We start from the raw sequence: 24,549 nt of genomic DNA on the forward strand, positions 1-24,549 counted from the left end.
CTTGTTTTGCGAATTCACTTCAGGATGTTTGGTATAGTTTTGTGGCTACCGATCCCATGATGAGTATTTTGGTTACAAATGGAGTAAACCTTAATTTAGGTATGGAAATTTTTGCCGGTTCATGCTCAGGACCAAGTTTTGTATGTGACAACAGTTCGAATAGCACCACTAATGAGTTTTATGAAAGCAACACATTTACGGTAGGTCAAACGTACTATGTGAGAGTTTTTCAAACGGAAACCTCTCTAATTACATCTTTTTTCAATATATGCGTTCAAAATCCAACACTTAGTATAGCTCCTAATACTATTGACTTTGTCAAAATTTATCCAAACCCTGTTACAGATTATATTGAAATCGAAGGTAATATAATTGTTAAAGAAGTTAATTTATTTGCATTAAACGGTCAATTGATTTTGAGTTCTAAACAGAATAAATTTTCAGTTTCAAATTTACCAATTGGAATATACCTCTTGAAAATAGAAGATGAAAATGGAAATATTGCGACCCGAAAAATAATTAAGAATTAATGAAAAAGCGGAATAATTTCCGCTTTTTTTATGATTTTTGAATTTTAATCTGCATCACTGTGGCAATATTTAAGGCCTGCGTTTTAATTTTCTCAGCCTTTTCGCCTTTAAAATTTTCATCAACCGAATTGTTAAAATGAGTCAACCAAATCTGAAATAATTCTGGGGATAAATACGATTTTTCGTTTACATCCAAATGAATCTGTGTCAGGTTGTTGGTGTAACCACCTGTGCCTAAAATGGCTTGCGACCAAAAAGTAACTAAGATGGGCAAATGTTCCTCTAACTTAATTTTGACCACATCGGTAAAAATGTAACTGATTTTTGGGTCGGATAAGAGTTTTTTGTAGAATTCATCTACTAAGAAATATAAATCTTCTTGGGATAAGATGTCTTTCATAAGGAGGATTAGTTTCAGGTTTCAAGTTTCAAGTTGTGAAAACCTGAAACCTGAAACTTGAAACAAATTTTATTTACATATACGCTTCAATAGGAGCACAGCTACATACTAAATTTCTATCGCCATAGGCTTCATCAACACGACGAACACTTGGCCAGAATTTATTTTCAGCAATATATTCTAATGGATAAGCAGCTTGTTCTCTAGTGTAAGGGAAATTCCAATCGTTAGCTGTTATCATCGCCAACGTGTGGGGAGCATTTCTCAAAATATTGTTGGCGTCGTCTTTTGTAGAAGTTTCAATTTCTTTACGAATTGAAATCAATGCATCACAAAAACGATCTAACTCAGCTAAATCTTCCGATTCGGTAGGTTCTACCATCAACGTTCCGGCAACCGGGAAGGAAACCGTTGGAGCATGGAAACCATAATCCATTAAACGTTTGGCAATATCGGTTACTTTGATACCTTTTTCTTCAAATGCTCTGCAATCTAAAATCATTTCGTGAGCTGCTCTTCCCATTTCTCCAGAATATAAAATAGGGTAGTGGGCTTCCAAGCGAGCTTTCATATAATTAGCATTCAAAATAGCATATTGCGTAGCATTTTTTAAGCCTTCGGCACCCAACATCGTGATGTAGCCATACGAAATCAAACAAACCAAAGCAGAACCAAAAGGAGCTGATGAAATAGCCGTTATCGCTTGACTTCCTCCGGTTGGAATGATAGGATTGGTAGGTAAAAAGGGTACGAGTTTTTCGTTTACACAAATAGGGCCAACTCCAGGTCCACCACCACCGTGAGGAATGGCAAAGGTTTTATGTAGATTCAAGTGACAAACATCCGCACCAATAGTGGCGGGATTTGTCAAACCAACCTGTGCATTCATGTTGGCACCATCCATATAAACCAAACCGCCATTATCGTGAATAATTTTGGTAATTTCGCAAATCGCACTTTCAAAAACACCATGTGTAGAAGGATAAGTCACCATCAAACAAGATAAATTTGCTGCGTGCTGTATGGCTTTAGCTCTCAAATCTTCTACATCGATATTTCCATTATCCATGGTTTTGGTAACGATAATTTCCATGCCTGCCATGGCAGCAGAAGCCGGATTGGTTCCGTGTGCAGAAGCCGGAATCAAACACACATTTCTGTGGTTATCGCCTCTAGAAAGATGATAAGCTCTAATAGCCATCAAACCGGCATATTCGCCTTGAGCACCTGAATTGGGTTGTAAAGTTGTACCTTGAAAACCGGTAACCACATTCAATTGCTGCTCTAGTTTTTTTAGCATAATTTGATAACCTTCGGCTTGTTCTATAGGAGCAAAAGGGTGAATGCTGTTCCAATTGGCCATAGATAAAGGCAACATTTCGGCAGCAGCGTTTAATTTCATGGTACAAGAACCTAACGAAATCATCGAGTGATTTAACGATAAATCTTTGCGTTCTAATTTTTTGATATACCGCATCAATTGCGATTCAGAATGATGGTTGTTGAAAACGTCATGTTGTAAGAAAGTAGATTTTCTTACTAAGTTTTCAGGTATCATTGATTCATTGGCTAATTGACTAATGGCCACATTGTCTTTACCAACTGCTTCCGCAAAAATGGAAATAATTTGGTTGATGTCTTTAATTGAAGTCGTTTCATTTAATGAAATTGAAATGGTTTCGGCATCTACATAAAAGAAATTTACTTCATTTTTTTCGGCAATGGCTTTTACTTTTTGAGCATTTGCTTTTACCAAAATGGTATCAAAGAAAGAGGTGTTGGTTTGATAAACGCCTAATTTGTTTAAGGCATCTGCTAAAGTTACGGCAGAAGCGTGCACTTTATTAGCAATATATTTTAAGCCTTTTGGACCGTGATAAACTGCATACATTCCGGCCATAACGGCCAATAATACTTGAGCTGTACAAATATTTGAAGTTGCTTTTTCACGTTTGATGTGTTGTTCGCGTGTGCCCAAAGCCATACGCAAAGCTCTGTTTCCATTAACATCAATAGAAACCCCAATAATTCTTCCGGGCATTGAGCGTTTGTATTCTTCTTTAGTGGCAAAGAAAGCAGCGTGTGGCCCGCCATAACCCATCGGAATTCCAAAACGTTGCGTGGTTCCCACTACTACAGATGCACCCATTTCTCCTGGAGGCGTTAATTGGGCTAATGATAAAATATCGGCAGCAACGGCAACTTTAATTTCTTTTTCAGCTGCTTTTGCAATAAATGCCGAATAGTCATTTACTTGACCAAATTTTCCGGGATATTGAAGAATAGCACCAAAAAATTCGGTTGAAAAATCGAATGTTTCGTGATTTCCAACTACTAATTCAATTTTCAACGGAGTGGCTCTTGTTTGAAGAACCGAAAGTGTTTGAGGTAAAATTTCTTCTGAAACGAAGAATTTATTTACATTGTTTTTCTTTTGATCACGGGTTCTAACATCTAAAAGAAGAGCCATCGCCTCTGCGGCAGCCGTACCTTCGTCAAGCAAAGACGCATTGGCAATTTCCATTCCGGTTAACTCAATAACAGTGGTTTGGAAATTTAAAATGGCTTCCAAACGGCCTTGAGCAATTTCTGCTTGATAAGGAGTGTAAGCTGTGTACCATCCTGGATTTTCAAAAATATTACGTTGAATAACGGCTGGAACAATAGTGGGATGGTAGCCTAATCCGATGTAAGTTTTGAATACTTTATTTTTTTTGCCTAATTCCTGAATGTGATTCAAATATTCATATTCAGTTAGAGCCGGTTCTAAATCTAAGTCTTTTTTTAAACGAATATCATCCGGAATAGTTTCGTAGATGAGTTGTTCAAAATTTTCAACGCCAACGGTTTTAAACATATGATTTAGGTCGCTCTCACGTGGACCTAAATGGCGTAAAGCAAATGCATCTGTTTTCATGTAATTTCTTGAGGTAAATAGGTGTTGTCTTAAGCACACAAAAGTAATTATTACTATTGTAATTTTTCGTTAAACAAGGACTAATATTTTTAGAATTTTTCAACTAAAAAGGGGTTTTATTAACAGAAGTAGTATTTTTGAAATGTGAGATTACTTAAAGCATTATTTGATTTTTACATACAAAGCTCTGTTCATGTGGCTTTGGCTATTTATGCGTTGGTTCGTATCACAGAGGTTTCATTGCGATTGCCGGCTATAGAATCGGTGTCGGTGATGGTTTTTTACGGAACCATTGTTGGGTATAATTTTCTAAAATTTTTTAAACCCTTTCAAAATGGGAATTTCGATTTCAAAAAAAATCGCTTTCTGATTGGATTGACTTTTTTTTCCCTTATTGCTTCAATTTATTATTTTATTCAGTTGCCTAATTCAATTCAAATTTATATTATCAAAATTGGACTTTGGGTTGTTATTTATCCATTCTTCCGAAAATTTGGTTTTTTGAAATTGTTTTGGGTTAGTTTTTGTGTTACGGGAATTACAGCATATACCCCTTTGATTCTCGAAAACGAAATCAAAGTAAGTGGAATTATCGTTCTTATTCAGCGGTTTTTAATTGTCATTAGTTTGCTGGTTCCTTTTGAAATTTTAGATAGTCAAATTGATGATGATTCAATGAAAACCCTTCCACAACGATTTGGAATTTTTACAACTAAAGGGTTTGGAATTGTTCTTTTGTTGCCGTTTATGGGATTGGAATTTTTTAAAGAAAACATTGAAATAGCAACTTTTGTGATAGCCATTATAACGGCATTTTTTATCGGATTTACTACCTTAAAAAGAGATACGTATTACACTTCTTTTTGGGTAGAAAGTGTGCCGATTTTGTGGTGGTTGGTATTGGTTTACACCTGACAGGTTTTTTAAAACCTGTCAGGTGTAATGAATTTTATATTGGATATTTGTTTTCAACAATAGCTTTTAAAAATTTACTTCATAATTTTTACCACCAATTTTGCCAACCAATTGTCTTTGTATTCTGTCATTTTATCCAAAACATTATCGGCTTTTGAGACAAAATCATACAATTTAGTCGTTTGATCTACAAAATGTTTTTCGGCAGCGGTTCCATCTGTTTCCAATGCGGATACTTCTTTCAGGACTTTTAATGCGGGTTTAATTTCACGTTTGCTTCGCTCTCTCGAAATTTTTACGGCCAATTCATCTAAATCTTTTTCGGCTGTAAAAAACTCTTTGCGTTCTCCGGCTTTGTATTCTTTATAGACAATTCCCCAATCCATTAAAGCTCGCAAATTCATCGAAGCATTCCCTCGAGAAATTTGCAATTCATCCATAATATCTTCCATCGAAATCGGTTCGTGTGAAACCATCAACAGTGCGTGAATTTGAGCCATGGTTTTGTTAATGCCCCATTGCGAACCTAAAGCTCCCCAAGTTTGAACAAATTTATTTTTAGCTTCTACAAAATTCATGGTTTGATAAATGTTTTGTTTGTTTTAATAGTGGATTTTAATTATTTGCCAAATTTAAATAAAAGTTTTTAAACTTTCAAAAATAAATGAAAGATATTTTTTAGTTCTAAACTTTTACTTTATTTTTTAAAAGTTTGAAGAATATTTTAAAAAAACTTTTAAAAATTAAATTATTCCAAACTATAACGTTAAACTGTCGAGTAGCAAAGGTGTTTTTTTTTTCAATTTCTTATCTTTATAGCTAATTAACACTATATTTTTTATTAATGAAAAAAATTACTTTAACGCAAAGTTGGGATTGGCTTTTTAATCAATCCGGAAACAACATTTTTTACACCTTGTGTGTTTTTGTTCTACTGCTAGGACAAAGTATGACTGCTCAAACTGTACTATTAAATCCTAATGGTGATGGTGGTTTTGAGAATGGTTCTACATTTGCTGATAACGGATGGACAGCAATAAATGCCGCGACAAACAAATGGACAGTAGGTTCTACACCCGGATGGTTTTCGGGAAATGCCGGAGCCTTTGTTTCTAATAATGGAGGTGTGGATTGGACCTATACCAATAACCAAATTAACAGGTCATCTTTTTACAGAGATATTGCTTTTCCTTCCAATGCATTATCGGTAACCCTTTCTTTTGATTGGAGAGCAAATGGAAACGATGGGAATTGGGATAATCTAGTAGTTTATCTGATGGACACATCAATTGAGCCTACTCTTGACGGTCCGGTTGGAACGGCTACAACTACAACAGGTTGGCCTGGATATACAAATGGTACAACCGGCTATTTTTTGTTGCAACGTAATGGAACGGTAGTGCCTACAACAACAACCAATGTAACTTATACCTTAACAGCTGCTCAATTGGCTTATGTTGCGGGTTCTACCAAAAGATTAGTTTTTGTTTGGAAAAATGATGTGTCTGGCGGAACTAATCCACCTGCATCTGTAGATAACATTTCTGTAGTAGCTTTTGCATGTGGTGCTCCTTCTGCATTAACAATTGCCGGATTGACTACAAGTTCTGCAAATATTTCATGGACAGCTTCTCCTTCAAATCCGTCTGAAGGGTATCAATACGAATTGAGAACAAGTGGTGCTGTAGGAAGCGGCTCTACAGGTTTGGTAGAAAGTGGAAATACATTAAACACTTCTTTAGCTTTTTCCAACTTAACGATTAGCACATCTTATACTTTATTTGTAAGATCAAGATGTGGAGTCAATGATTTTAGTTCTTGGATTTCTATACCTTTTTTTACAAATTATTGTATTCCTTCCTCCACGTTATCCTCTACCTACATAAATAATTTCACCACAACTGGAGGTAGTACAAATATTTCAAATTTAGCTTCAGGTTATACAACAGGAGGTTATCAAGACAACTACAATACCCAAACAGTGAGTCAATTTCCTACCGGAGTTATCAATTTTACCAGTGAAATTGTTGGGGGTACTGTGGGAACCAGTATCTGGGTAGATTGGAATAACGATTTAATTTTTGACAATGCCACAGAGCGTGTATTTGTAACCAGTGCCTATGGGAATAATCAAACTGGAAGTTTTGTAGTTCCTGCAGGAATCCCTCAAGGAAATTACAGAATGAGAGTTAGAATAGATTTTAATAGTATAACTCCAGATCCTTGTGCTAGTACTAATACTAGAACAGAAACTGAAGATTATAAATTGACAGTTACCGATATACCTGCTTGTTTGCCTCCAACTAATGTAACAGGTGTTGCATCTTCTGCCTTTTCAGGAACGGTAAATTGGGTAGCATCAATCACAAACGCTAGTAATGGTTATCAATATTATATAGCTACAACGAATACGCCTCCAACTGCTCAAACAACACCTTCAGGTAGCGTTGGAGCGGGACAACTTAGTGCTACAATTTCTGATTTAACACCCAGAACCATTTATTACGTTTGGGTAAGAAGTAACTGTAATTCCGAAGTAAGTGATTGGTCCTTAACTAGAGCTACTTTTGAAACCGAGTGCGATCCGCCAGTATTAACAAGTACTACTCCAGGTTCAATTTGTGGTCAAGGCTCTGTACAGTTGGCCGCTACGTCAAACATCGGTATAACCAGATGGTATGCTAATGCAACAGGTGGACTTCCATTATTTGTTGGGAATAATTTTTCAACCCCTAATATTTCACAAACTACTTCTTTTTGGGCCGAAGCAACTGTAGGACCACAACAAACATCAGGAAAATTAGCTCCACCTTCAACTGCTACAGGAAGTACACTTACCAACTGGGGTATTGTTTTTAATGCAACTGAGTCTTTTAAATTAGAATCGGTTTCACTTTATTCTACAACAGCTGGTACAGTTGATATTAAAATTACAAACTCAAGTTTGACAGAAATTTATGCAACCGGAAGTGTTCCAATTGCTGCAGGAGGTACTACAACTCCAAATATCATTCCTATAAACTATAAGTTACCTGCCGGTAATGGGTATAGAATTTTAGTTAAATCTTCTTCTGGAGTTAACTTAATCAGAGACGGTGTATCATTAGCCTTCCCATATGTTGGAACAGATGGTGTAGTAACCGTAACGGCATCAGAGTGGGGTGGAACAACCACATCTACCTATTATTATTTTTATGATTTAAAATATTCAACGGGTTGTTCTTCAGAAAGAGTTGAAGTTGTAGCTACCGTTAATGCTTCACCTCAATTGGCATTAAGTAGTTCTTCGGCTGAAATATGTCCTGGTTTTTCTACTCCGGCAATTACCTTAACATCAGGTCAAGTAGAGTACGATACATTCCAATGGTCTCCTGCTAGTGGAGTTTCGGGGAATTCTGTTGATGGTTGGGTTTTTGCTCCAACTACAACTACAACCTATACTTTGAATGCATCTCAATCTGCCGGTAGTTTATGTCAAACATCAACTACTTTCAACGTAAATGTTAATTTAGAACCGGTTATATCAGCTTCTAATGCCGAGATTTGTCAAGGTGGTTCAGCCAATTTAACAGCTAATGTAATTACTACGGCAACTATTGGAACTGCAGAAACGTTGACTTCTGCTACAACACAACCAACAGCTTTCTGTAACCGATGGGATCAATATTGGAACCAAACTATATTTACTGCTGCAGAATTACAAGCGGCTGGTTTATCTGCCGGTACCATTAATTCTATTACTTACAATATAACAACTTTAGGTTCGGGTACCAATGTTACGAATTTCTCAATTCGTATCGGAACTACCAATAATACCATAATTAGTGCATTCCAAACCACTGGTTTGAGTGTAGTTTATGGTCCTGCAACATACAACCACGCTATAGGGTTTAATACCATTGTTTTTGATACACCTTATGTATGGGATGGTATTTCTAATATTATTCTTGACGTTCGACAAGATGGTGAAGATTCAACCAATAATGCAATAACTTATTTTACAGCTACGGCTCAGCCTATGACTATCTCGGCGATTACCAGCGTAGATAGTGCCGTGAATACTTTGCAAAATTTAGTTCAAGCTGGAACAGCTGTACCATCAACTTCTTTACAAAGGTTAAATGTTATATTTGAAGGAACCGGAGACGCTTCAACAGTTAATTGGTTGTGGACTCCTGGAGATTTTACTACTTCTACAATAGCTGTTTCTCCTTCTGCTTCTACAAGTTATACCGTTAGAGCTACAAATCCTACTACCGGTTGTTTCAAAGAACAAGTTGTTTTGGTTACGGTTAATACCGTTGATGCTCCAACCGGAGAATCTAATCAAGCTTTCCAAGTTGACGATTTAGCAGACGCTACTATTGCTGATTTGGTTGTAACCGGTAATGATGTAGAATGGTATGCCTCAGAGGCCGATGCTTTAAACGGGGCTAATGCCTTGACAGTTACAACTCAATTGGTAAACGGTCAAACCTATTATGCCGTTCAAACTTCAGATCAAGGTTGTAGAAGTGCTAGTTTTGCAGTAACTGTTACCGTAACTTTGGGAGCTAATTCATTTGATTTAGCCGGGTTAAAATATTATCCAAACCCCGTTACTAATGTTCTTCAAGTAGAATATACTGCTCCTATTGTATCTTTAGAATTGTATAACATGATAGGTCAAAAAGTTTCCTTTCAAAATGTTAATGCTCTTCAAGGGTCTTTGGAAATGGGTAAACTACCAACCGGAACTTATTTTGTAAAAGTTCAAACTGAAAATGCTTCAAAAACGATCAAAATAGTGAAAAACTAATTTCGATTAGCAAGTATAGAAAAGCCACCGCAAGGTGGCTTTTTTTTGTTATTCCTGTTTTAATTTGTAGGGCGTTCCCCTCCGCAAGCTACGGGTCAGGCTTTTCGTTACAAGTCCGCGTTCGTCGTGCCTCCTCTCTGTGGGCTTTCCACTGCAATCCTTAACGCGGTGAAGAAAGAGTAATTAGAAGTTGTTTGTTATTATCAAATGGGTATTTAAATTGTTTAATCAAAACATTATTTACAAAAAAAACCGAAGCACTAACTTCGGTTTCAAATATCTAATAATCTAACAATCTATACCAACCCCGCCCTTTTCAACAACGCTTCCACTTTTGGTTCCTGACCTCTGAACTTTTTATACAATTCCATCGGCAATTCGGTTCCGCCTTTTGATAGAACATTGTCTTTGAATTTGGTTGCTACTTCCGAATTAAAAATGCCTTTTTCCTGAAAATAAGCAAACGCATCGGCATCCAATACCTCCGCCCATTTGTAACTGTAATAACCTGAGGAATAACCCCCTTGAAAAATATGCGAAAACGACGTACTCATGCAATTTTCCTCCACATCCGGATACAAAGAAGTGCCTTCAAATGCCGCTTTTTCAAACGCTTTTACATCGGCAATCGTTTGTGATTTTCCGTGATACGCCATGTCTAAAAGTCCAAAACTCAATTGACGCAAAGTTGCCATTCCTTCCAAGAAACTCGCACTTTCTTTTATTTTTTCAACAAAATGTTGCGGAATCACTTCGCCGGTTAAATAATGCTTCGCAAACAAAGCCAAGGCTTCGGGTTCGTAGCACCAGTTTTCCATGATTTGACTCGGCAATTCTACAAAATCCCAATATACCGAAGTTCCGGATAAACTCGGATAGGTCGTATTCGCTAGCATTCCATGCAACGCGTGACCAAATTCGTGAAACAATGTAGTCACTTCGTTAAAAGTGAGAAGTGAAGGTTTGGTTTCCGTTGGTGGCGTAAAATTGCATACAATAGAAACGTGCGGTCTTTCGTTCACCCCATTTTTAATGTATTGAGGTTTAAAAGAGGTCATCCAAGCACCGTTACGTTTACCTTTTCTAGGAAAAAAATCGGCATAAAAAATAGCCACTAATTCATCTTGAAAATCTAATACTTCAAACGTTTGTACATCGTTGTGGTATTTGTCAATATCATAAACTTCCTTGAATCTGATTCCGAATAATTTTTCGGCAATCGTAAAAGCACCGTTCAACACATTTTCCAATTTGAAATACGGTTTCAGTAATTCATCATCCAAACTGAATAATTTTTGTTTCAATTTTTCCGAATAGTAGGCTCCGTCCCATTTTTCTAATTGTTCAATGCCGTCCAATTCTTTCGCAAAAGCTGTCAATTCGGTAAACTCTTTTTGAGCTGCGGGTTTGGCTTTTTCCAACAAATCATTCAAAAAAGATTTAACTTTATCCGGATGTTGAGCCATTCGTTCTTCCAAGACAAAATGCGAATGCGATTCATAACCCAATAAATTCGCTCGTTTATGACGTAATTCCACAATGCGTTTCACATTTTCTTTGTTGTCAAATTCATTATTTTGAAAAGCTTTTTTTCCGGCCGCAATGGCGATTTCTTTTCGCAATTCACGATTGTCTACATAGGTCACAAATGGTAAATAACTCGGAAAATCCAACGTAAAAACCCAACCATTCAAACCTTTTGATTTGGCCAAACTCGCGGCCATTTCTTTAGCTCCATCGGGTAATCCTTTTAAATTGGCTTCGTGGGTAATGTGCAATTGGTAGTTATTGGTTTCCGCTAACACATTTTCGCCATACGTCAATTTTAGCTTGGCTAATTCGGTGTCAATTTCACGTAATTTCAATTTATCTTCTTCCGAAAGTAAAGCTCCATTTCGTGAAAAACCTTTGAATTTTTTATCTAATAAAGTGGCTTGTTCAGTTGTTAAAGTCAGTTTGTCTTTTTGATCATACACTGCTTTCACGCGTTTGAACAACTCATCATTCAAGGCAATATCATTGCTAAACTCCGTTAACATGGGCGAAACTTCCTGAGCAATTTTCTGCATTTCATCACAAGTTTCGGCTGAATTCAAATTAAAGAAAATAGAAGATAATCGGTCTAACGTTTCACCGGAATAATCGAGTGCTTCAATTGTATTTTCAAAAGTTGGAACTTCCGGGTTTTTTATAATAGCATCAATTTCAGCTTTTGCTTGAGCAATCGTTGCTTCAAAAGCCGGTTTATAATCGGCTAATTGTATTTGCGAAAAAGGTGCGGTGTTGTGTTTGGTTTCGAAATTTTGAGTAAGTGTTTTCATAGTTATTGCGAGGAGCGAAGCAATCTCATTCCGTATTTTTATAATTTAAAATTTTCAAAATCTTGGTAGGTATTCCAAAAACGAAGTAATTCTAATTGATTGGAATTGATTTTATAATAAAGTGTAATATGTTTTGTAATCACTACTTTATGAACATTCTTATAATGAGTTCAAATAAATTCAACATTTTTCAGTGTTAATAGTTGAATGGTTTCCTCTACTTTTCAATAAAGTTGAGCGTTACCTGAAATGACCATTCTGCGTCCAAATAATCAATATTTTGCCAATAGTCTTTTTCAGCTTGTGGAGACCAAATGACATTCATTTATTTAAAATATTTTGAATACCGATTTTTGGTTTCTTCCATCACCATATTATGAGGAATTCCTTCCTTGTTTTCAAGTGAAACAATGGCTTCATCAATTGCTTTTTTTTGATTTTCAGTCAAAGTAGATTTGGATTGAACCAAATGAATAATTTCTTCAATCAATTCAGGATTTTCGAGGTCCAAGATAACCTTTGCCAGTTCTATTTTTGAAGTTTTAATATCCATATTCATTTTTATCAAAGATAATTATTTTTTCAATCCTTCCGAAGCTTTCAAAACCGCTTCTTTCAAACTTTCTTTATAAAAAACAATTTTATCCAACACACATTTATCGTGACTTCCAATAATTTGTGCTGCTAAAATTCCGGCATTTTTGGCTCCGTTCAAAGCGACTGTTGCTACCGGAACACCACCCGGCATTTGCAAAATTGACAAAACCGAATCCCAACCATCAATTGAATTACTGGATTTTACCGGAACGCCAATCACAGGTAACGGTGACATCGAAGCGACCATTCCCGGTAAATGGGCCGCACCACCGGCTCCGGCAATAATCACCGAAATGCCACGCGTGTGAGCATTTTTACTAAAATCAAACAATTTTTCCGGTGTTCGGTGTGCCGAAACAATATCCACTTCGGTTTCGATATCAAATCCTTTTAAGATGTCGATGGCTTCCTGCATGACCGGCATGTCGGAAATACTTCCCATTATGATGGCTACTTTGCTCATTGGTTTTTTGTTTCAAGTTTAAGGTTTCAAGTTAATTCGGTTTAACAGCCAACTGCGACTGTCAACTGCGACTAACCACTCTAATACTATTCTTCACTTCTTCTGCCACTTTTCTGGCTACCTTCATATCTTCATTCACAATCGTGACATGTCCCATTTTGCGAAAAGGTCGGGTTTCTCTTTTGCCATAAAGATGAGGTGTTACACCATCAATAGCCATAATTTTTTCAATGTTTTCATAAACTACAGGTCCGGAAAAACCTTCTTCACCCACCAAATTTACCATTATTCCGGCAACTTTGCTAGCGGTATTTCCCAAAGGTAAATCTAAAATGGCTCGCAAATGATTTTCAAATTGCGAAGTATAACTGGCTTCAATGCTGTAATGTCCCGAATTGTGTGGGCGTGGAGCGACTTCATTTACTAAAATGGCATCATTTTCGGTTTGAAACATTTCCACGGCTAACAATCCCACATGATTGAAAACTTCCGAAACTTTTAACGCAATTTCTTGAGCTTTTTGAGCTACTTTTTCGTCAATTCGAGCCGGACAAATCACATATTCTACTTGATTGGCTTCAGGATGAAATTCCATTTCCACCACCGGATAAGTTTTCACTTCGCCGGAAACGGAGCGAACAACAATAACGGCCAATTCATTTTTAAACGGAATCATTTCCTCGATAAGGCAAGGCGTTTCGGGCAAACTTTCAATATCGTTTTCAGATTTTAAAATTTTTACACCATAGCCATCGTAGCCAAATCGGTCTTGTTTCCAAACGCAAGGAAATGTCAATTTTTCTTTTTGTAATTCTAAATCTCCTTTCGATTCAAAAAGTAACGCGTTTGCTGTCGGAATTTTATTTTCTAGGTATAACTTTTTCTGTGTAATTTTACTTTGAATATTTCGTAAAGTCTTTGGCGAAGGAAATACTTTTTTGCCCTCTGTTTCCAATTGATCCAAGGCATCTAAATTGACATTTTCAATTTCAATGGTAAGTACATCTACTTTTTTTCCAAATTGATAAACAGTGTCAAAATCAAGCAAATTTCCAACTTCAAAATAATGAGTTCCAAACTGACAAGGAGCAGCTGCACTTGGGTCTAACGCATAAGTTTGAATATCAAATTTTCGGGTTTCAGCCAAAAGCATCTTGCCCAATTGGCCTCCTCCTAAAATGCCTAATTTAAAATCGGATGAAAAATAATTCATGGTGTTGTGTTGTTGTTGGGCAAAGATAAGTAACAATTTATGGATTGAAAACTTATTTCATTCTTTTCAAAATATTCTTTGCCGCCGCTTTGTAACCGGCAGAATGATTTGCATAATCCTGACTCAAAATGGGTTTCAATTCCTCGTGAATCCAATCGTATTTTTTTCCAAAAATGAACAACGCTTTCATAGCGTAAGCCTTAGAAGCTACTTTTTCATCCTGAATTAATCGGTCAATTAAAGCTTCAATCAATAGATGTTCTTGTTCTTGCGATAATTTTATGCCGTTTTTTCGATGATTGCTTTTGGCTAAAAACATTGCTATGCGAGTGGCAGGTCGTAATGAAGAATCATTTTTAATTTGAGGTAAAACTTCACAAAACGCATCCAAAAAAGGAACCAGTAATTTCAATTTTTTCTCACCAACCAAATCCAAACTCCAAAAAGCTTTCACGTGCAATTCATGGTGAATATCAAAAGCTATTTCAATGAGTTCCTGCAAATTTTCATCACTCTTCATGGCTAAATTACTAATTGTAACTCTGCTTTTTACATGAGCCGTTCCTGATTCAATTTTTTGATAGAGTTTCGAATTCATTTGGTAAATATACCAATTTTGCAAAAAAGTAAGGATTCTTACTTCTTAATACTCAATACTTCCTTAAATTTGCAACGTATTAAAAAACACAACATGATACATCTTCACGATAAATCGTTTGAACCTTTCATTTCATCAGAAGAAATTGATTTTGCCATCTCTAATTTAGCCAAGCAAATGGATGATGATTTTTTTGATGAAGTGCCTGTTTTTATTGGCGTTTTGAATGGTGCTTTTATGGTATTTTCTGATTTGATGAAAAAATACCGAGGCATGTGCGAGGTAAATTTTGTAAAAATGTCTTCCTATGAAGGAACCCAAAGCACTAATCAAGTGAAACAATTGATTGGTTTAAATGAAAGTTTGGAAGGAAAAACAGTTGTTATTGTAGAAGATATCATTGATACCGGAAACACCATTGAAGAACTCAAAGCCATTTTTAAAGAGAAAAAAGTAAAACACCTTAAAATTGCCACCTTGTTTCTGAAGCCGGACGCTTATAAAAAAGACATCAAAATTGATTATGTCGGGATACGAATTCCAAACAAATTCATCGTAGGATATGGACTGGATTATGATGGATTGGGCAGAAATTTACCAGACGTATATCAACTTGCAGAATAAAATCTAACTACCTATTCCGATGGTTATCGGAACTAACAATACAACAATCTAATAATCTAAATTAAAAATGATTAACATCGTTCTTTTCGGAAAACCGGGTGCGGGAAAAGGCACACAAGCAGAATTTTTAAAAGCAAAGTACAATTTAACCCATTTATCTACGGGTGATATTTTTCGTTTTAATATTAAAAATGACACGGATTTAGGCAAATTAGCCAAAACGTTCATGGACAAAGGCGATTTAGTTCCGGATGAAGTGACCATTCAAATGTTGCAAAGCGAAGTAGATAAAAACCCTGATTCTGCCGGATTTTTATTTGACGGTTTCCCAAGAACAATTGCTCAAGCAGAGGCTTTGGATGCTTTTTTAACAACCAAAAATCAAGAAATTACGGCCACTGTTGCTTTAGAAGCGGATGACGAGATATTAGTTCAACGTTTATTAGAAAGAGGAAAAACTTCTGGAAGACCAGACGATCAAGACGAAGAAAAAATTAGAAATAGATACCAAGAATACAACGAAAAAACGGCTCCGTTAATGGACTATTACAAAAAACAAGGTAAATTTCATGCGGTAAACGGAATAGGAACCATTGCTGAGGTAACCGAACGATTGAATTTGGTATTCGATAACTTGAAATAAATCTCATTTTATCTAAAAAAAACGCCTATTTAGTGCTGTTTTTTTTAGATATTTGCAAAATCAAAAGGAGCTTCATCCGGTTCATCGGAAATGGTGCTCTTTTTTTGCTAAAAAATAGACATGGAAATTGTAATTATTTTATTTTTAATTGTATTAAATGGCGTTTTTTCGATGTCGGAAATTGCATTAATTTCAGCACGGAAAAATCGTTTGGAAACTGCAGCTAAGAAAGGAAATCCGGCAGCTAAAGCAGCTTTAGATTTAGCCAATTCTCCCAATAAGTTTCTATCTACTGTTCAAATTGGTATTACTTTAATTGGGATTTTAACCGGTATTTATTCCGGAGATAAAATAACAACCGATGTTCAAAATTTTGTAGCGGGATTTGAAATACTAAAACCTTATGCTAATTCGGTTGCTGTAGGTATTGTCGTGGTAATTTTGACCTTCTTTTCACTTGTTCTGGGCGAATTGGTTCCCAAAAGAATAGGTTTAAATTATCCTGAGGCCATTGCCAAAGCTGTCGCCGTACCTATGAAAATCATTTCAAAAATTACGGCTCCGTTTATTTGGTTATTGACTGTTTCAACAGAATTTATATTAGATATATTCCGAATCAAACCAACCGCCGACGGAAAAGTAACCGAAGAAGAAATCAAAGCCATCATCAAAGAAGGAACTGAAGTTGGAGAAGTCCAAGAAATTGAGCAAGATATTGTTGAGCGAGTTTTTCATATTGGCGATAGAAAAGTAAATTCGCTTATGACGCACCGAAAATCGGTTGATTATTTATCGTTGGATGATTCACCTGATGAATTGAAAAATAAAGTTTTGAATGACTTACATTCCTTTTATCCGGTTTGCCAAGAAAATTTAGATGAAATTATTGGAATCGTTTCTCTAAAAGAATTATTCTTGAATTTTGATAAAGGCCTTTTTGATTTAAAAGCCATGCTGAAAGACCCGGTATATTTTATCGAGCATACCTCGGCCTACAAAGCATTGGAAGTATTTAAAAAATCAAAAGTGCATTATGCCTTAGTGGTTGATGAACATGGTGTTTTTCAGGGAATTATTACTTTAAATGATATCTTGGAAGCTTTGGTAGGAAATGCTTCTGATTTTTATGATGAGGAATTTCAATTAGTAGCCAGAGAAGATGGTTCATGGTTGGTAGATGGTCATTACTCGTTACATGATTTCCTAACTTATTTTGATATGGATGAACATATTAATGATTATGAAGTGACTACGGTTAGTGGATTTATCATCACCGAATTAGGCGATATTCCTAAAACCGGACAAAAATTGATTTGGAATAAATTGGAGTTTGAAGTAATAGATATGGATGGTGTCAAAATTGATAAAATTCTAATCAAAAATTTAAAAGAATAAAAAACAGTTATCAGTTGGCAGTTATCAGTGTCCAATTAAATATTTTTATTTCAGATAACCGACAACAGAAAGCAGAAAACAAAAAAAATGACAGAGGGAAATTTCGTAGACTACGTAAAAATATATGTTTCATCCGGAAAAGGAGGGAAGGGTTCTTCACATCTTCACCGAGAAAAGTTCATTGAAAAAGGGGGGCCAGATGGTGGCGATGGAGGGCGTGGTGGTCACGTATATTTGAAAGGGAATAAAAATTTGTGGACACTTTTTCATTTGAAATTTGTCAAACATATTCGTGCCGGTCATGGCGGAGATGGTGGTAGTTCAAGAAGTACAGGTCACGATGGAGAAGATAAATATGTTGAAGTGCCGCTAGGGACGGTAGTTCGCGATCAAGAAACTGGGGAAGTACTTTTTGAAATTACCGAGCACGATGAAGTAAAAATCGTAGCCGAAGGCGGAAAAGGCGGATTAGGGAACTGGCATTTCCGTTCGGCAACCAACCAAACGCCACGCTATGCTCAACCCGGTATGCCCGTTAAAGAAGTAGATATCATTTTAGAATTAAAAGTGCTGGCCGATGTTGGTTTAGTTGGTTTTCCAAATGCAGGAAAATCTACGTTACTTTCTGTATTGACATCTGCAAAACCTAAAATTGCCGATTATCCATTTACTACCCTAAAACCCAATTTAGGAATTGTTGCTTACCGAGATTTCCAATCGTTTGTAATGGCCGATATTCCAGGAATTATAGAGGGTGCCGCCGAAGGGAAAGGTTTGGGTCATTATTTTTTACGTCATATAGAACGAAATTCCATATTGTTATTTTTAGTTCCTGCAGATGCAGCCGATATCAAAAAAGAATACGAAATTTTGTTAGACGAACTTCGACGTTATAATCCAGAAATGTTGGATAAAGACCGAATTTTGGTGGTTTCCAAATGCGATATGTTAGATGAGGAACTCAAAGCAGAACTTGAAAAACAAATGAAAAAAGAGTTCAAAGGAACCCAATATCATTTTATTTCTTCTGTAGCTCAACAAGGCTTGCAAGAATTAAAAGATATGTTGTGGAAAATGTTGAATGAGCAATAATTTGAAAAATTATATATTTCTTACAAAAGCATCCTGAGAAGGGTGCTTTTTTTATGGAATTCTAAAAAATAAGTTAAAAAATAGAAATACCTAATTGAATTTTGAAACAAAAAAGAAGTTCTGAATACAAAATAAAGTATATTCGCAAACAGTAAAAATGAATCAAAAAATGAAAAAAATTATTTTAAGTTTTGTAGCATTAATTGCTTTTGCTCCGGCAACAATTTTTGCTAACGAAGGCATGTGGTTTTTGATGCATATTCAACGTCTAAACCAGCGTGATATGCAAAAAATGGGATTGCAATTAACCGCAGAAGAAATTTACAGCATTAACAATTCCAGTTTAAAAGATGCAATCGTTCAATTTAATGGAGGTTGTACAGCAGAGATGATTTCCAAAGATGGTTTGGTATTAACCAATCACCACTGTGGTTATGATGCTATTGCTGAATTGTCTTCACCGGAAAGCAATTACTTGCGTGACGGATTTTGGGCTCAAAATCGCAAAGCAGAATTGAAACCCAAAAGTTTGTATGTGCGTTTCTTCGTTCGTATGGATGATGTTACCAAAAGAATTTTGAGTTTGGTAAATGATAAAATGACAGAGGCAGAACGTGAAGCTGCTATCAATAAAGAAATTGCTAAGATTCAAAAAGAAAATGATGGTGGTGGAAAATATACCGTTTCTGTACGTTCCTTTTTTCAAGGAAATGAATACTACTATTTTGTTTATGAAGATTACAAAGATGTTCGCTTGGTAGGAACACCAACTGAAAGCATTGGTAAATTTGGTGGCGATACCGATAACTGGGAATGGCCTCGTCATACCGGTGATTTTGCATTATTTAGAGTGTATGCGGATGCCAATGGAAATCCGGCCGAATATTCAGAAAATAATGTGCCTTTAAAGCCGAAACACCATTTACCCATCAGTCTTAAAGGGGTTCAAGAAAATGATTTTGCCATGATTCTAGGTTATCCGGGTCGTACCAACCGTTGGATGCCGGCAGAAGGCATTGAGCAAAATGTAAAATTTGCTTATCCGGCTTGGGTAGAAGGTTCAAAAATGTCAATGGACAAAATGAAAGTGCACATGGACAAAGATGATGCGGTTCGTTTGAATTATGCGTCAAAATACGCTTCAATTGCCAATTACTGGAAAAACAGGCAGGGTATGATTGATGCCTTGTCAAAATTCAAAACAGCTGATTCTAAAAGAAAAGTAGAGAAAAAATTCGATTCTTGGGCTAATAGCAGTAAGAACAAAGCTCAATACGGTTCAGTAATAAAAGACATTAATGCTTATTATGCTATGACAAATGAAAAAGCTATGCATGATAATTATTTAATGACATTTTTAAGAGGGTCTTCTTTTGGAACTATGCCCGGTAGATTAGGAAATCAATTGGTTGCTTTTGCCAAAGCAGAAGCTGCTCAAAGAGCACAAATGAAACCGCGATTGGCAGAAATGATTGAAGGAACATTTGAGACCATTTATTTACCTTTAGAAAAAGATGTTTTAGCCGGACAATTAGGTTTATATGCCGAAAAAGCTAAGGCTTTTGGTTTAGCACCAAGTGTTCAATCTTTAGTTGACAACAAAACCGATTTAACAGCTTATGCTTCAAATATCATAGATTTAAGTTTGTTTACATCAAAAGAAAGATTGTTGGCATTCTTAGAAATACCTAGTGAAGAATTGGTTAAAAACGATCCTTTGTTCAAACTTTCTTCAGATTTAATTGATCATTACGGTAAAAAATCAGACGAATTGAAAGCAGCTGAAGAAAAATACCAAGCCGGTTTTAGAAAATTAGTCGCTGGTTTGAGAGAATCTAAATTAAGTCCGATTTTATATCCGGATGCCAATTCAACTTTGCGTTTAACCTACGGGAAAGTTCGTGCCTTACCGGCAGATAAGAGAAATGATGCCAAAATCAATAACTACACAACCTTAGAAGGAATGGTGAAAAAACACAAAGCAGGTGATCCTGAATTTGATTTGTCACAGCCTTTAATTGATTTGTATAACAAAAAAGATTTTGGTCAATATGCAGATAAAGCGGGTTACATGCCGGTGAATTTCCTTTCGGATAATGATATTACCGGTGGTAATTCAGGTTCTCCGGTATTAAATGGAAAAGGAGAATTAATCGGATTAGCGTTTGACGGAAACATCGAAGCCATGGCCGGAGATGTTATTTTTGATGACAAATTACAAAGAACAATCAATGTAGATATTCGTTTCGTATTGTTTATCATTGATAAATATGCCGGAGCCAAACATATTATTGACGAATTGACAATCGTTAGATAAGGTTTATTATTAATTCAGTTAAAAGAATCTGCTTCAGTTTTGGAGCAGATTTTTTTTGTGGTAAAGATTTCTAAAAAAGTTCGTTTAATGAGTTCAATTATTTATTTTTGATACATAAATACGAAACATGAAGTGGCTATTATTTTTTTGTTTGATGGTGTCAAATCTACTTTATTCTAATTCAGATTTTGAAAAGGCAGAACAGCTTTTTGTCAAAGGGAATTTATCTGAAGCCAAGTTGCTTTTTGAAAAATATTTAAAAGAAAACCCCAACCATTCCAAATCTATAGAATATTTAGGAGATATTGCCGGAGCCGAAAAAAAATGGGATGAAGCCATTTTACATTATAAAAAACTACGGAATCAGTTTCCTAAAAATGCCAATTATCACTATAAGTTTGGTGGAGCACTTGGTATGAAGGCCAAAGAATCCAATAAATTTAAAGCTTTAGGAATGATAGATGAAATTGAGAAATCTTTTTTAACGGCAGCGTCTCTTGATGAAAAGCATATCGATTCAAGATGGGCCCTGGTTATGCTATATATTGAATTGCCCGGAATTGTTGGTGGAAGTGAAACAAAAGCTCAGAAATATGCCAATGAATTAATGAATTTGTCTAAGATTGATGGCCATTTAGCAAAAGGTTTTATAGATGAATATTTTAAAAGATTTACCAAAGCAGAAATTCATTACCTCAAAGCCCATGAGTTAGGCAATTCTAAAACCACATTTCAAAAATTATACGATTTGTATCGATTTAAGTTGAAACAACCGCAAAAAGCAGAGGATTTAAAAAAGAAATTTGAAAAATAGTAATACGTTGTCTGTTGTTCGTTTTCAGTTAACCGACAACCGACAACCAATTACTGATAACCCAATACAGAAAATGAGAACGCACTTTATCGCTATTGGCGGAGCCGCCATGCACAATTTAGCTCTTGCATTACACCATAAAGGATATCACGTTACCGGAAGTGACGATGCTATTTTTGAACCTTCCAAATCACGTTTAGCAAAATTCGGATTGTTGCCTGATGAGTTGGGATGGTTTCCTGAAAAAATCACAACAGATATCGAAGCGATTATTCTGGGAATGCACGCCAAAGCCGATAACCCTGAATTGTTGAAGGCGAAAGAATTAGGTTTGAAAATTTATTCCTATCCGGAATTTTTATACGAACAATCCAAAAATAAAACCCGTGTGGTAATTGGAGGTTCGCATGGAAAAACAACCATTACTTCGATGATTTTACACGTCATGCATTACCACAATATTGAAGTTGATTATATGGTAGGAGCACAGTTGGAAGGTTTTGATACGATGGTTCATCTTACCGAAAAAAATGATTTTATCGTTTTAGAAGGCGATGAGTATTTGTCTTCTCCAATTGACAGAAGACCCAAATTTCATTTGTATCAACCCAATATCGCTTTGCTTTCAGGAATTGCTTGGGATCATATTAATGTGTTTCCGACATTTGAAAATTATGTAGAACAGTTCGAAATTTTTGTCAATCAAATTACCAAAGGCGGAATATTAGTTTATAATGAAGAAGATGAAACGGTGAAAAAAGTTGCCGAAGAAACGACGAATACCATCCGAAGATTGCCCTATCAAACTCCGAATTATTCCGTTGAAAATGGTACAACTTATCTCGATACTCCTGAAGGACCCATGCCCATTGAAGTATTTGGAGCTCACAATTTGAACAATCTTGCGGGTGCGAAATGGATTTGCCAAAATATGGGGGTCGATGAAGCCGATTTTTATGAAGCAATTGCCAGTTTTAAAGGAGCATCCAAACGATTAGAGAAAATTGCAGAAGGAAAAGGAAAAGTAGCCTACAAAGATTTTGCTCATTCGCCCAGTAAAGTTTCGGCAACTACAAAAGCAGTGAAGAATCAGTATCCGGACAGAAAATTAATTGCTTGTCTAGAGTTGCATACCTACAGCAGTTTGAATGCCGAATTTCTAAAAGAATACGAAGGAGCTTTGGATGCTGCCGATGTTGCTGTTGTGTTTTATTCACCCGATGCAGTTAAAATCAAACAATTGGAAGAAGTAACGTATGACCAAATCGCACAATCGTTCAAACGAAATGATTTGATAATTTACACCAATCCAACCGAATTTAAAGATTTTTTATTTTCAACAAATTTAGATAATTCTGCTTTGTTGTTAATGAGTTCAGGGAATTATGGTGGATTGAATTTTGAGGAGGTGAAGGAATTAGTCAATTAGACAATTAGCCAATGTGGCCATGTTAGATTAATTAGCAATATGAATTGACATATTGACTAATTGGCATATTGCCACATTATCCACCGTAACGAAAATGCCCCACAATCTTCCAACTAAACAAACAATCCTCTAAAACTTGTCCGCTACCCAAATTGTGAACAATCAAATTGCGTTTGCCATCTGCAGATTTTTTGTGTGTTACAATTCCGATGTGCGGAAGTTTATCTCCAATCATCCAAGTGACTAAATCACCGGTTTTGTAATCGGAAGGATTTTGAGATACAGTTAGTTTTTCTCCTTTTCGTTCAAAAAACACTTCCAAATTGGGAACTCTACGGTGATCGATATTAGTATCCGGTTTTTTCAACCCCCATTTTTTTAAGTTTGGGTATTTGGAGAAATTGGCTTTCAAATCTTCATGTACTTCTTTTTGCAAATCGATTCCCAATTTCCGATAAGCTCTAATAATCACATCCGTACAAACCCCTTTGTTTTTGGGAACATCACCATTGGGATATTTAATGCCAACATAGGATGGATCATAAGTAACTTTGTCATTGGTTAATTCTATAGCCGCATAAGCAAGTTTTTGATAAAACGAAGGATTTGGATAGGTGTTAAATCCGATTACAATTGCGGTGAGAAATAAAATGGACCTCATTTTTTTTTTAATGGTATAACGATTTTTTTCAGATAAATATTGCAATATGTTATCGTTTGATTTACATTTATATTTTAAACGCCAAACCGATGGATTCTAACACCCCTTTTTCAATAAAATTCTGGGCAGATGATGATAAACCCAGGGAAAAATTAGTTCTTAAAGGAAAAGAGGCTCTCAGCGATGCGGAGTTATTAGCCATAATTATTGGTTCCGGGAGCCGAAATGAAAGTGCAGTAGCCTTAAGTAAACGTATTTTAGCTCATGTCAATAACAATTTAACTGCACTGGGAAAGCTCAATTTAAAACAGCTTACTACTTTTAAAGGAATTGGCGAGGCAAAAGCCATTTCCATCATTGCAGCCACTGAATTAGGGAGGCGTAGACGTGCAGAGGAGGCCCCGAACTTGGTGAAAATTATCTCCAGTAAAATAGTTTTCGATATAATGCAACCCATTATTGGAGAGCTCCCACATGAAGAGTTTTGGGTAATATTTCTCAATAATTCCAATCAAGTACTGCATAAATCTCAATTAAGTAAAGGCGGAATTACCGGAACCGTAGTAGATACCCGTTTGGTTTTAAAAATGGCTCTTGAGTACAATGCGGTTTCTTTGATTTTGGTACACAATCACCCTTCGGGAAAGTTAAAAGCCAGTGATTCTGATATAGAAGTAACCCAAAAAATTAAGTTAGCAGCAAGACAGTTGGATATGAATTTGTTAGATCATGTAATCATAACCGAAAAGGGGTATTTAAGTTTTGTAGATGAACAAATTTTTTAGAAAGGATTAACATCCTTTTTTTAAATATTCAGTATCT

At 35.9% G+C, this 24,549-nt stretch carries 20 protein-coding genes; 11 read left to right on the top strand and 9 right to left on the bottom strand.

Translation table 11 applies throughout. The features are described from left to right. The coding region (locus V7M80_RS09690) for a T9SS type A sorting domain-containing protein (RefSeq protein WP_333695717.1) at positions 1–530 on the top strand (530 nt) is incomplete at its 5' end. A 28-nt stretch (positions 531–558) separates the two neighbouring features. Here the strand turns inward: V7M80_RS09690 and V7M80_RS09695 are convergent. Together V7M80_RS09695 and gcvP are read right to left on the bottom strand one after the other, a co-directional pair. After that, positions 559–930, bottom strand: coding sequence for a group III truncated hemoglobin (locus tag V7M80_RS09695; RefSeq protein WP_333695719.1), 372 nt, complete (start codon positions 928–930; stop codon positions 559–561). 73 nt (positions 931–1,003) lie between these two features. Next, positions 1,004–3,847 (bottom strand): aminomethyl-transferring glycine dehydrogenase, encoded by a 2,844-nt coding sequence (gene gcvP, locus V7M80_RS09700; RefSeq protein WP_333695720.1) that lies wholly within the window; start codon positions 3,845–3,847, stop codon positions 1,004–1,006. 144 nt (positions 3,848–3,991) lie between these two features. On the opposite strand from gcvP, the gene V7M80_RS09705 reads away from it, so the two are divergent. Beyond that, positions 3,992–4,762, top strand: a complete 771-nt coding sequence (locus V7M80_RS09705; RefSeq protein WP_333695722.1) for a hypothetical protein — start codon at positions 3,992–3,994, stop codon at positions 4,760–4,762. A gap of 74 nt (positions 4,763–4,836) precedes the next feature. On the opposite strand, the gene V7M80_RS09710 is transcribed toward V7M80_RS09705, so the two are convergent. Next, the gene (locus tag V7M80_RS09710; RefSeq protein WP_333695724.1) at positions 4,837–5,340 is read right to left on the bottom strand and encodes a GbsR/MarR family transcriptional regulator; all 504 of its coding nucleotides are present in this window, start codon (positions 5,338–5,340) and stop codon (positions 4,837–4,839) included. A gap of 266 nt (positions 5,341–5,606) precedes the next feature. Here V7M80_RS09710 and V7M80_RS09715 point away from each other — a divergent pair, with 266 nt between their 5' ends. Next, positions 5,607–9,560 (top strand): GEVED domain-containing protein, encoded by a 3,954-nt coding sequence (locus tag V7M80_RS09715; RefSeq protein ID WP_333695726.1) that lies wholly within the window; start codon positions 5,607–5,609, stop codon positions 9,558–9,560. Positions 9,561–9,856: 296 nt separating this feature from the next. On the opposite strand, the gene V7M80_RS09720 is transcribed toward V7M80_RS09715, so the two are convergent. The 5 genes from V7M80_RS09720 to V7M80_RS09740 all read right to left on the bottom strand — a co-directional run bounded on the left by V7M80_RS09720 (position 9,857) and on the right by V7M80_RS09740 (position 14,752). After that, the gene (locus tag V7M80_RS09720) at positions 9,857–11,881 is read right to left on the bottom strand and encodes a M3 family metallopeptidase (protein WP_333695728.1); all 2,025 of its coding nucleotides are present in this window, start codon (positions 11,879–11,881) and stop codon (positions 9,857–9,859) included. Between the two features lie 325 nt (positions 11,882–12,206). Further along, positions 12,207–12,440, bottom strand: a complete 234-nt coding sequence (locus V7M80_RS09725; protein WP_333695730.1) for a hypothetical protein — start codon at positions 12,438–12,440, stop codon at positions 12,207–12,209. Positions 12,441–12,455: 15 nt separating this feature from the next. Continuing rightward, on the bottom strand, positions 12,456–12,941 hold the full coding sequence (gene purE, locus V7M80_RS09730; protein WP_333695732.1) for a 5-(carboxyamino)imidazole ribonucleotide mutase: 486 nt from the start codon (positions 12,939–12,941) through the stop codon (positions 12,456–12,458). Positions 12,942–13,002: 61 nt separating this feature from the next. Next, complete coding sequence (locus V7M80_RS09735; protein WP_333695734.1) at positions 13,003–14,154, bottom strand: 5-(carboxyamino)imidazole ribonucleotide synthase; 1,152 nt, start codon at positions 14,152–14,154, stop codon at positions 13,003–13,005. Positions 14,155–14,206: 52 nt separating this feature from the next. Beyond that, entirely contained in the window at positions 14,207–14,752 is a 546-nt protein-coding gene (locus V7M80_RS09740; RefSeq protein ID WP_333695735.1) for a hypothetical protein, read from the bottom strand. 93 nt (positions 14,753–14,845) lie between these two features. Here V7M80_RS09740 and hpt point away from each other — a divergent pair, with 93 nt between their 5' ends. From hpt to V7M80_RS09775, 7 genes are all read left to right on the top strand, one after another. After that, on the top strand, positions 14,846–15,376 hold the full coding sequence (hpt, locus tag V7M80_RS09745; protein ID WP_333695736.1) for a hypoxanthine phosphoribosyltransferase: 531 nt from the start codon (positions 14,846–14,848) through the stop codon (positions 15,374–15,376). A 67-nt stretch (positions 15,377–15,443) separates the two neighbouring features. After that, positions 15,444–16,019 carry an adenylate kinase gene (locus tag V7M80_RS09750; RefSeq protein ID WP_333695737.1) on the top strand — a complete coding sequence of 192 codons (576 nt, stop codon included), beginning with the start codon at positions 15,444–15,446 and terminating at the stop codon, positions 16,017–16,019. A gap of 171 nt (positions 16,020–16,190) precedes the next feature. Beyond that, a complete protein-coding gene (locus V7M80_RS09755; protein WP_442902347.1) occupies positions 16,191–17,414 on the top strand; it encodes a hemolysin family protein in 1,224 nt (407 codons plus the stop codon). 87 nt (positions 17,415–17,501) lie between these two features. After that, positions 17,502–18,506 carry a GTPase ObgE gene (gene obgE, locus V7M80_RS09760; RefSeq protein ID WP_333695740.1) on the top strand — a complete coding sequence of 335 codons (1,005 nt, stop codon included), beginning with the start codon at positions 17,502–17,504 and terminating at the stop codon, positions 18,504–18,506. Between the two features lie 169 nt (positions 18,507–18,675). Next, entirely contained in the window at positions 18,676–20,823 is a 2,148-nt protein-coding gene (locus V7M80_RS09765) for a S46 family peptidase (protein WP_333695742.1), read from the top strand. 127 nt (positions 20,824–20,950) lie between these two features. Then, entirely contained in the window at positions 20,951–21,637 is a 687-nt protein-coding gene (locus tag V7M80_RS09770; RefSeq protein ID WP_333695744.1) for a tetratricopeptide repeat protein, read from the top strand. 73 nt (positions 21,638–21,710) lie between these two features. Next, complete coding sequence (locus tag V7M80_RS09775) at positions 21,711–23,066, top strand: UDP-N-acetylmuramate--L-alanine ligase (protein WP_333695746.1); 1,356 nt, start codon at positions 21,711–21,713, stop codon at positions 23,064–23,066. 76 nt (positions 23,067–23,142) lie between these two features. On the opposite strand, the gene V7M80_RS09780 is transcribed toward V7M80_RS09775, so the two are convergent. Beyond that, on the bottom strand, positions 23,143–23,727 hold the full coding sequence (locus V7M80_RS09780) for a DUF1287 domain-containing protein (protein WP_333695748.1): 585 nt from the start codon (positions 23,725–23,727) through the stop codon (positions 23,143–23,145). Between the two features lie 89 nt (positions 23,728–23,816). On the opposite strand from V7M80_RS09780, the gene radC reads away from it, so the two are divergent. After that, entirely contained in the window at positions 23,817–24,512 is a 696-nt protein-coding gene (gene radC / locus V7M80_RS09785; RefSeq protein ID WP_333695750.1) for a RadC family protein, read from the top strand. Positions 24,513–24,549 lie beyond the last annotated feature (37 nt).

It is taken from the genome of Flavobacterium sp., assembly GCF_036759525.1.
Taxonomy (GTDB): Bacteria; Bacteroidota; Bacteroidia; order Flavobacteriales; family Flavobacteriaceae; genus Flavobacterium.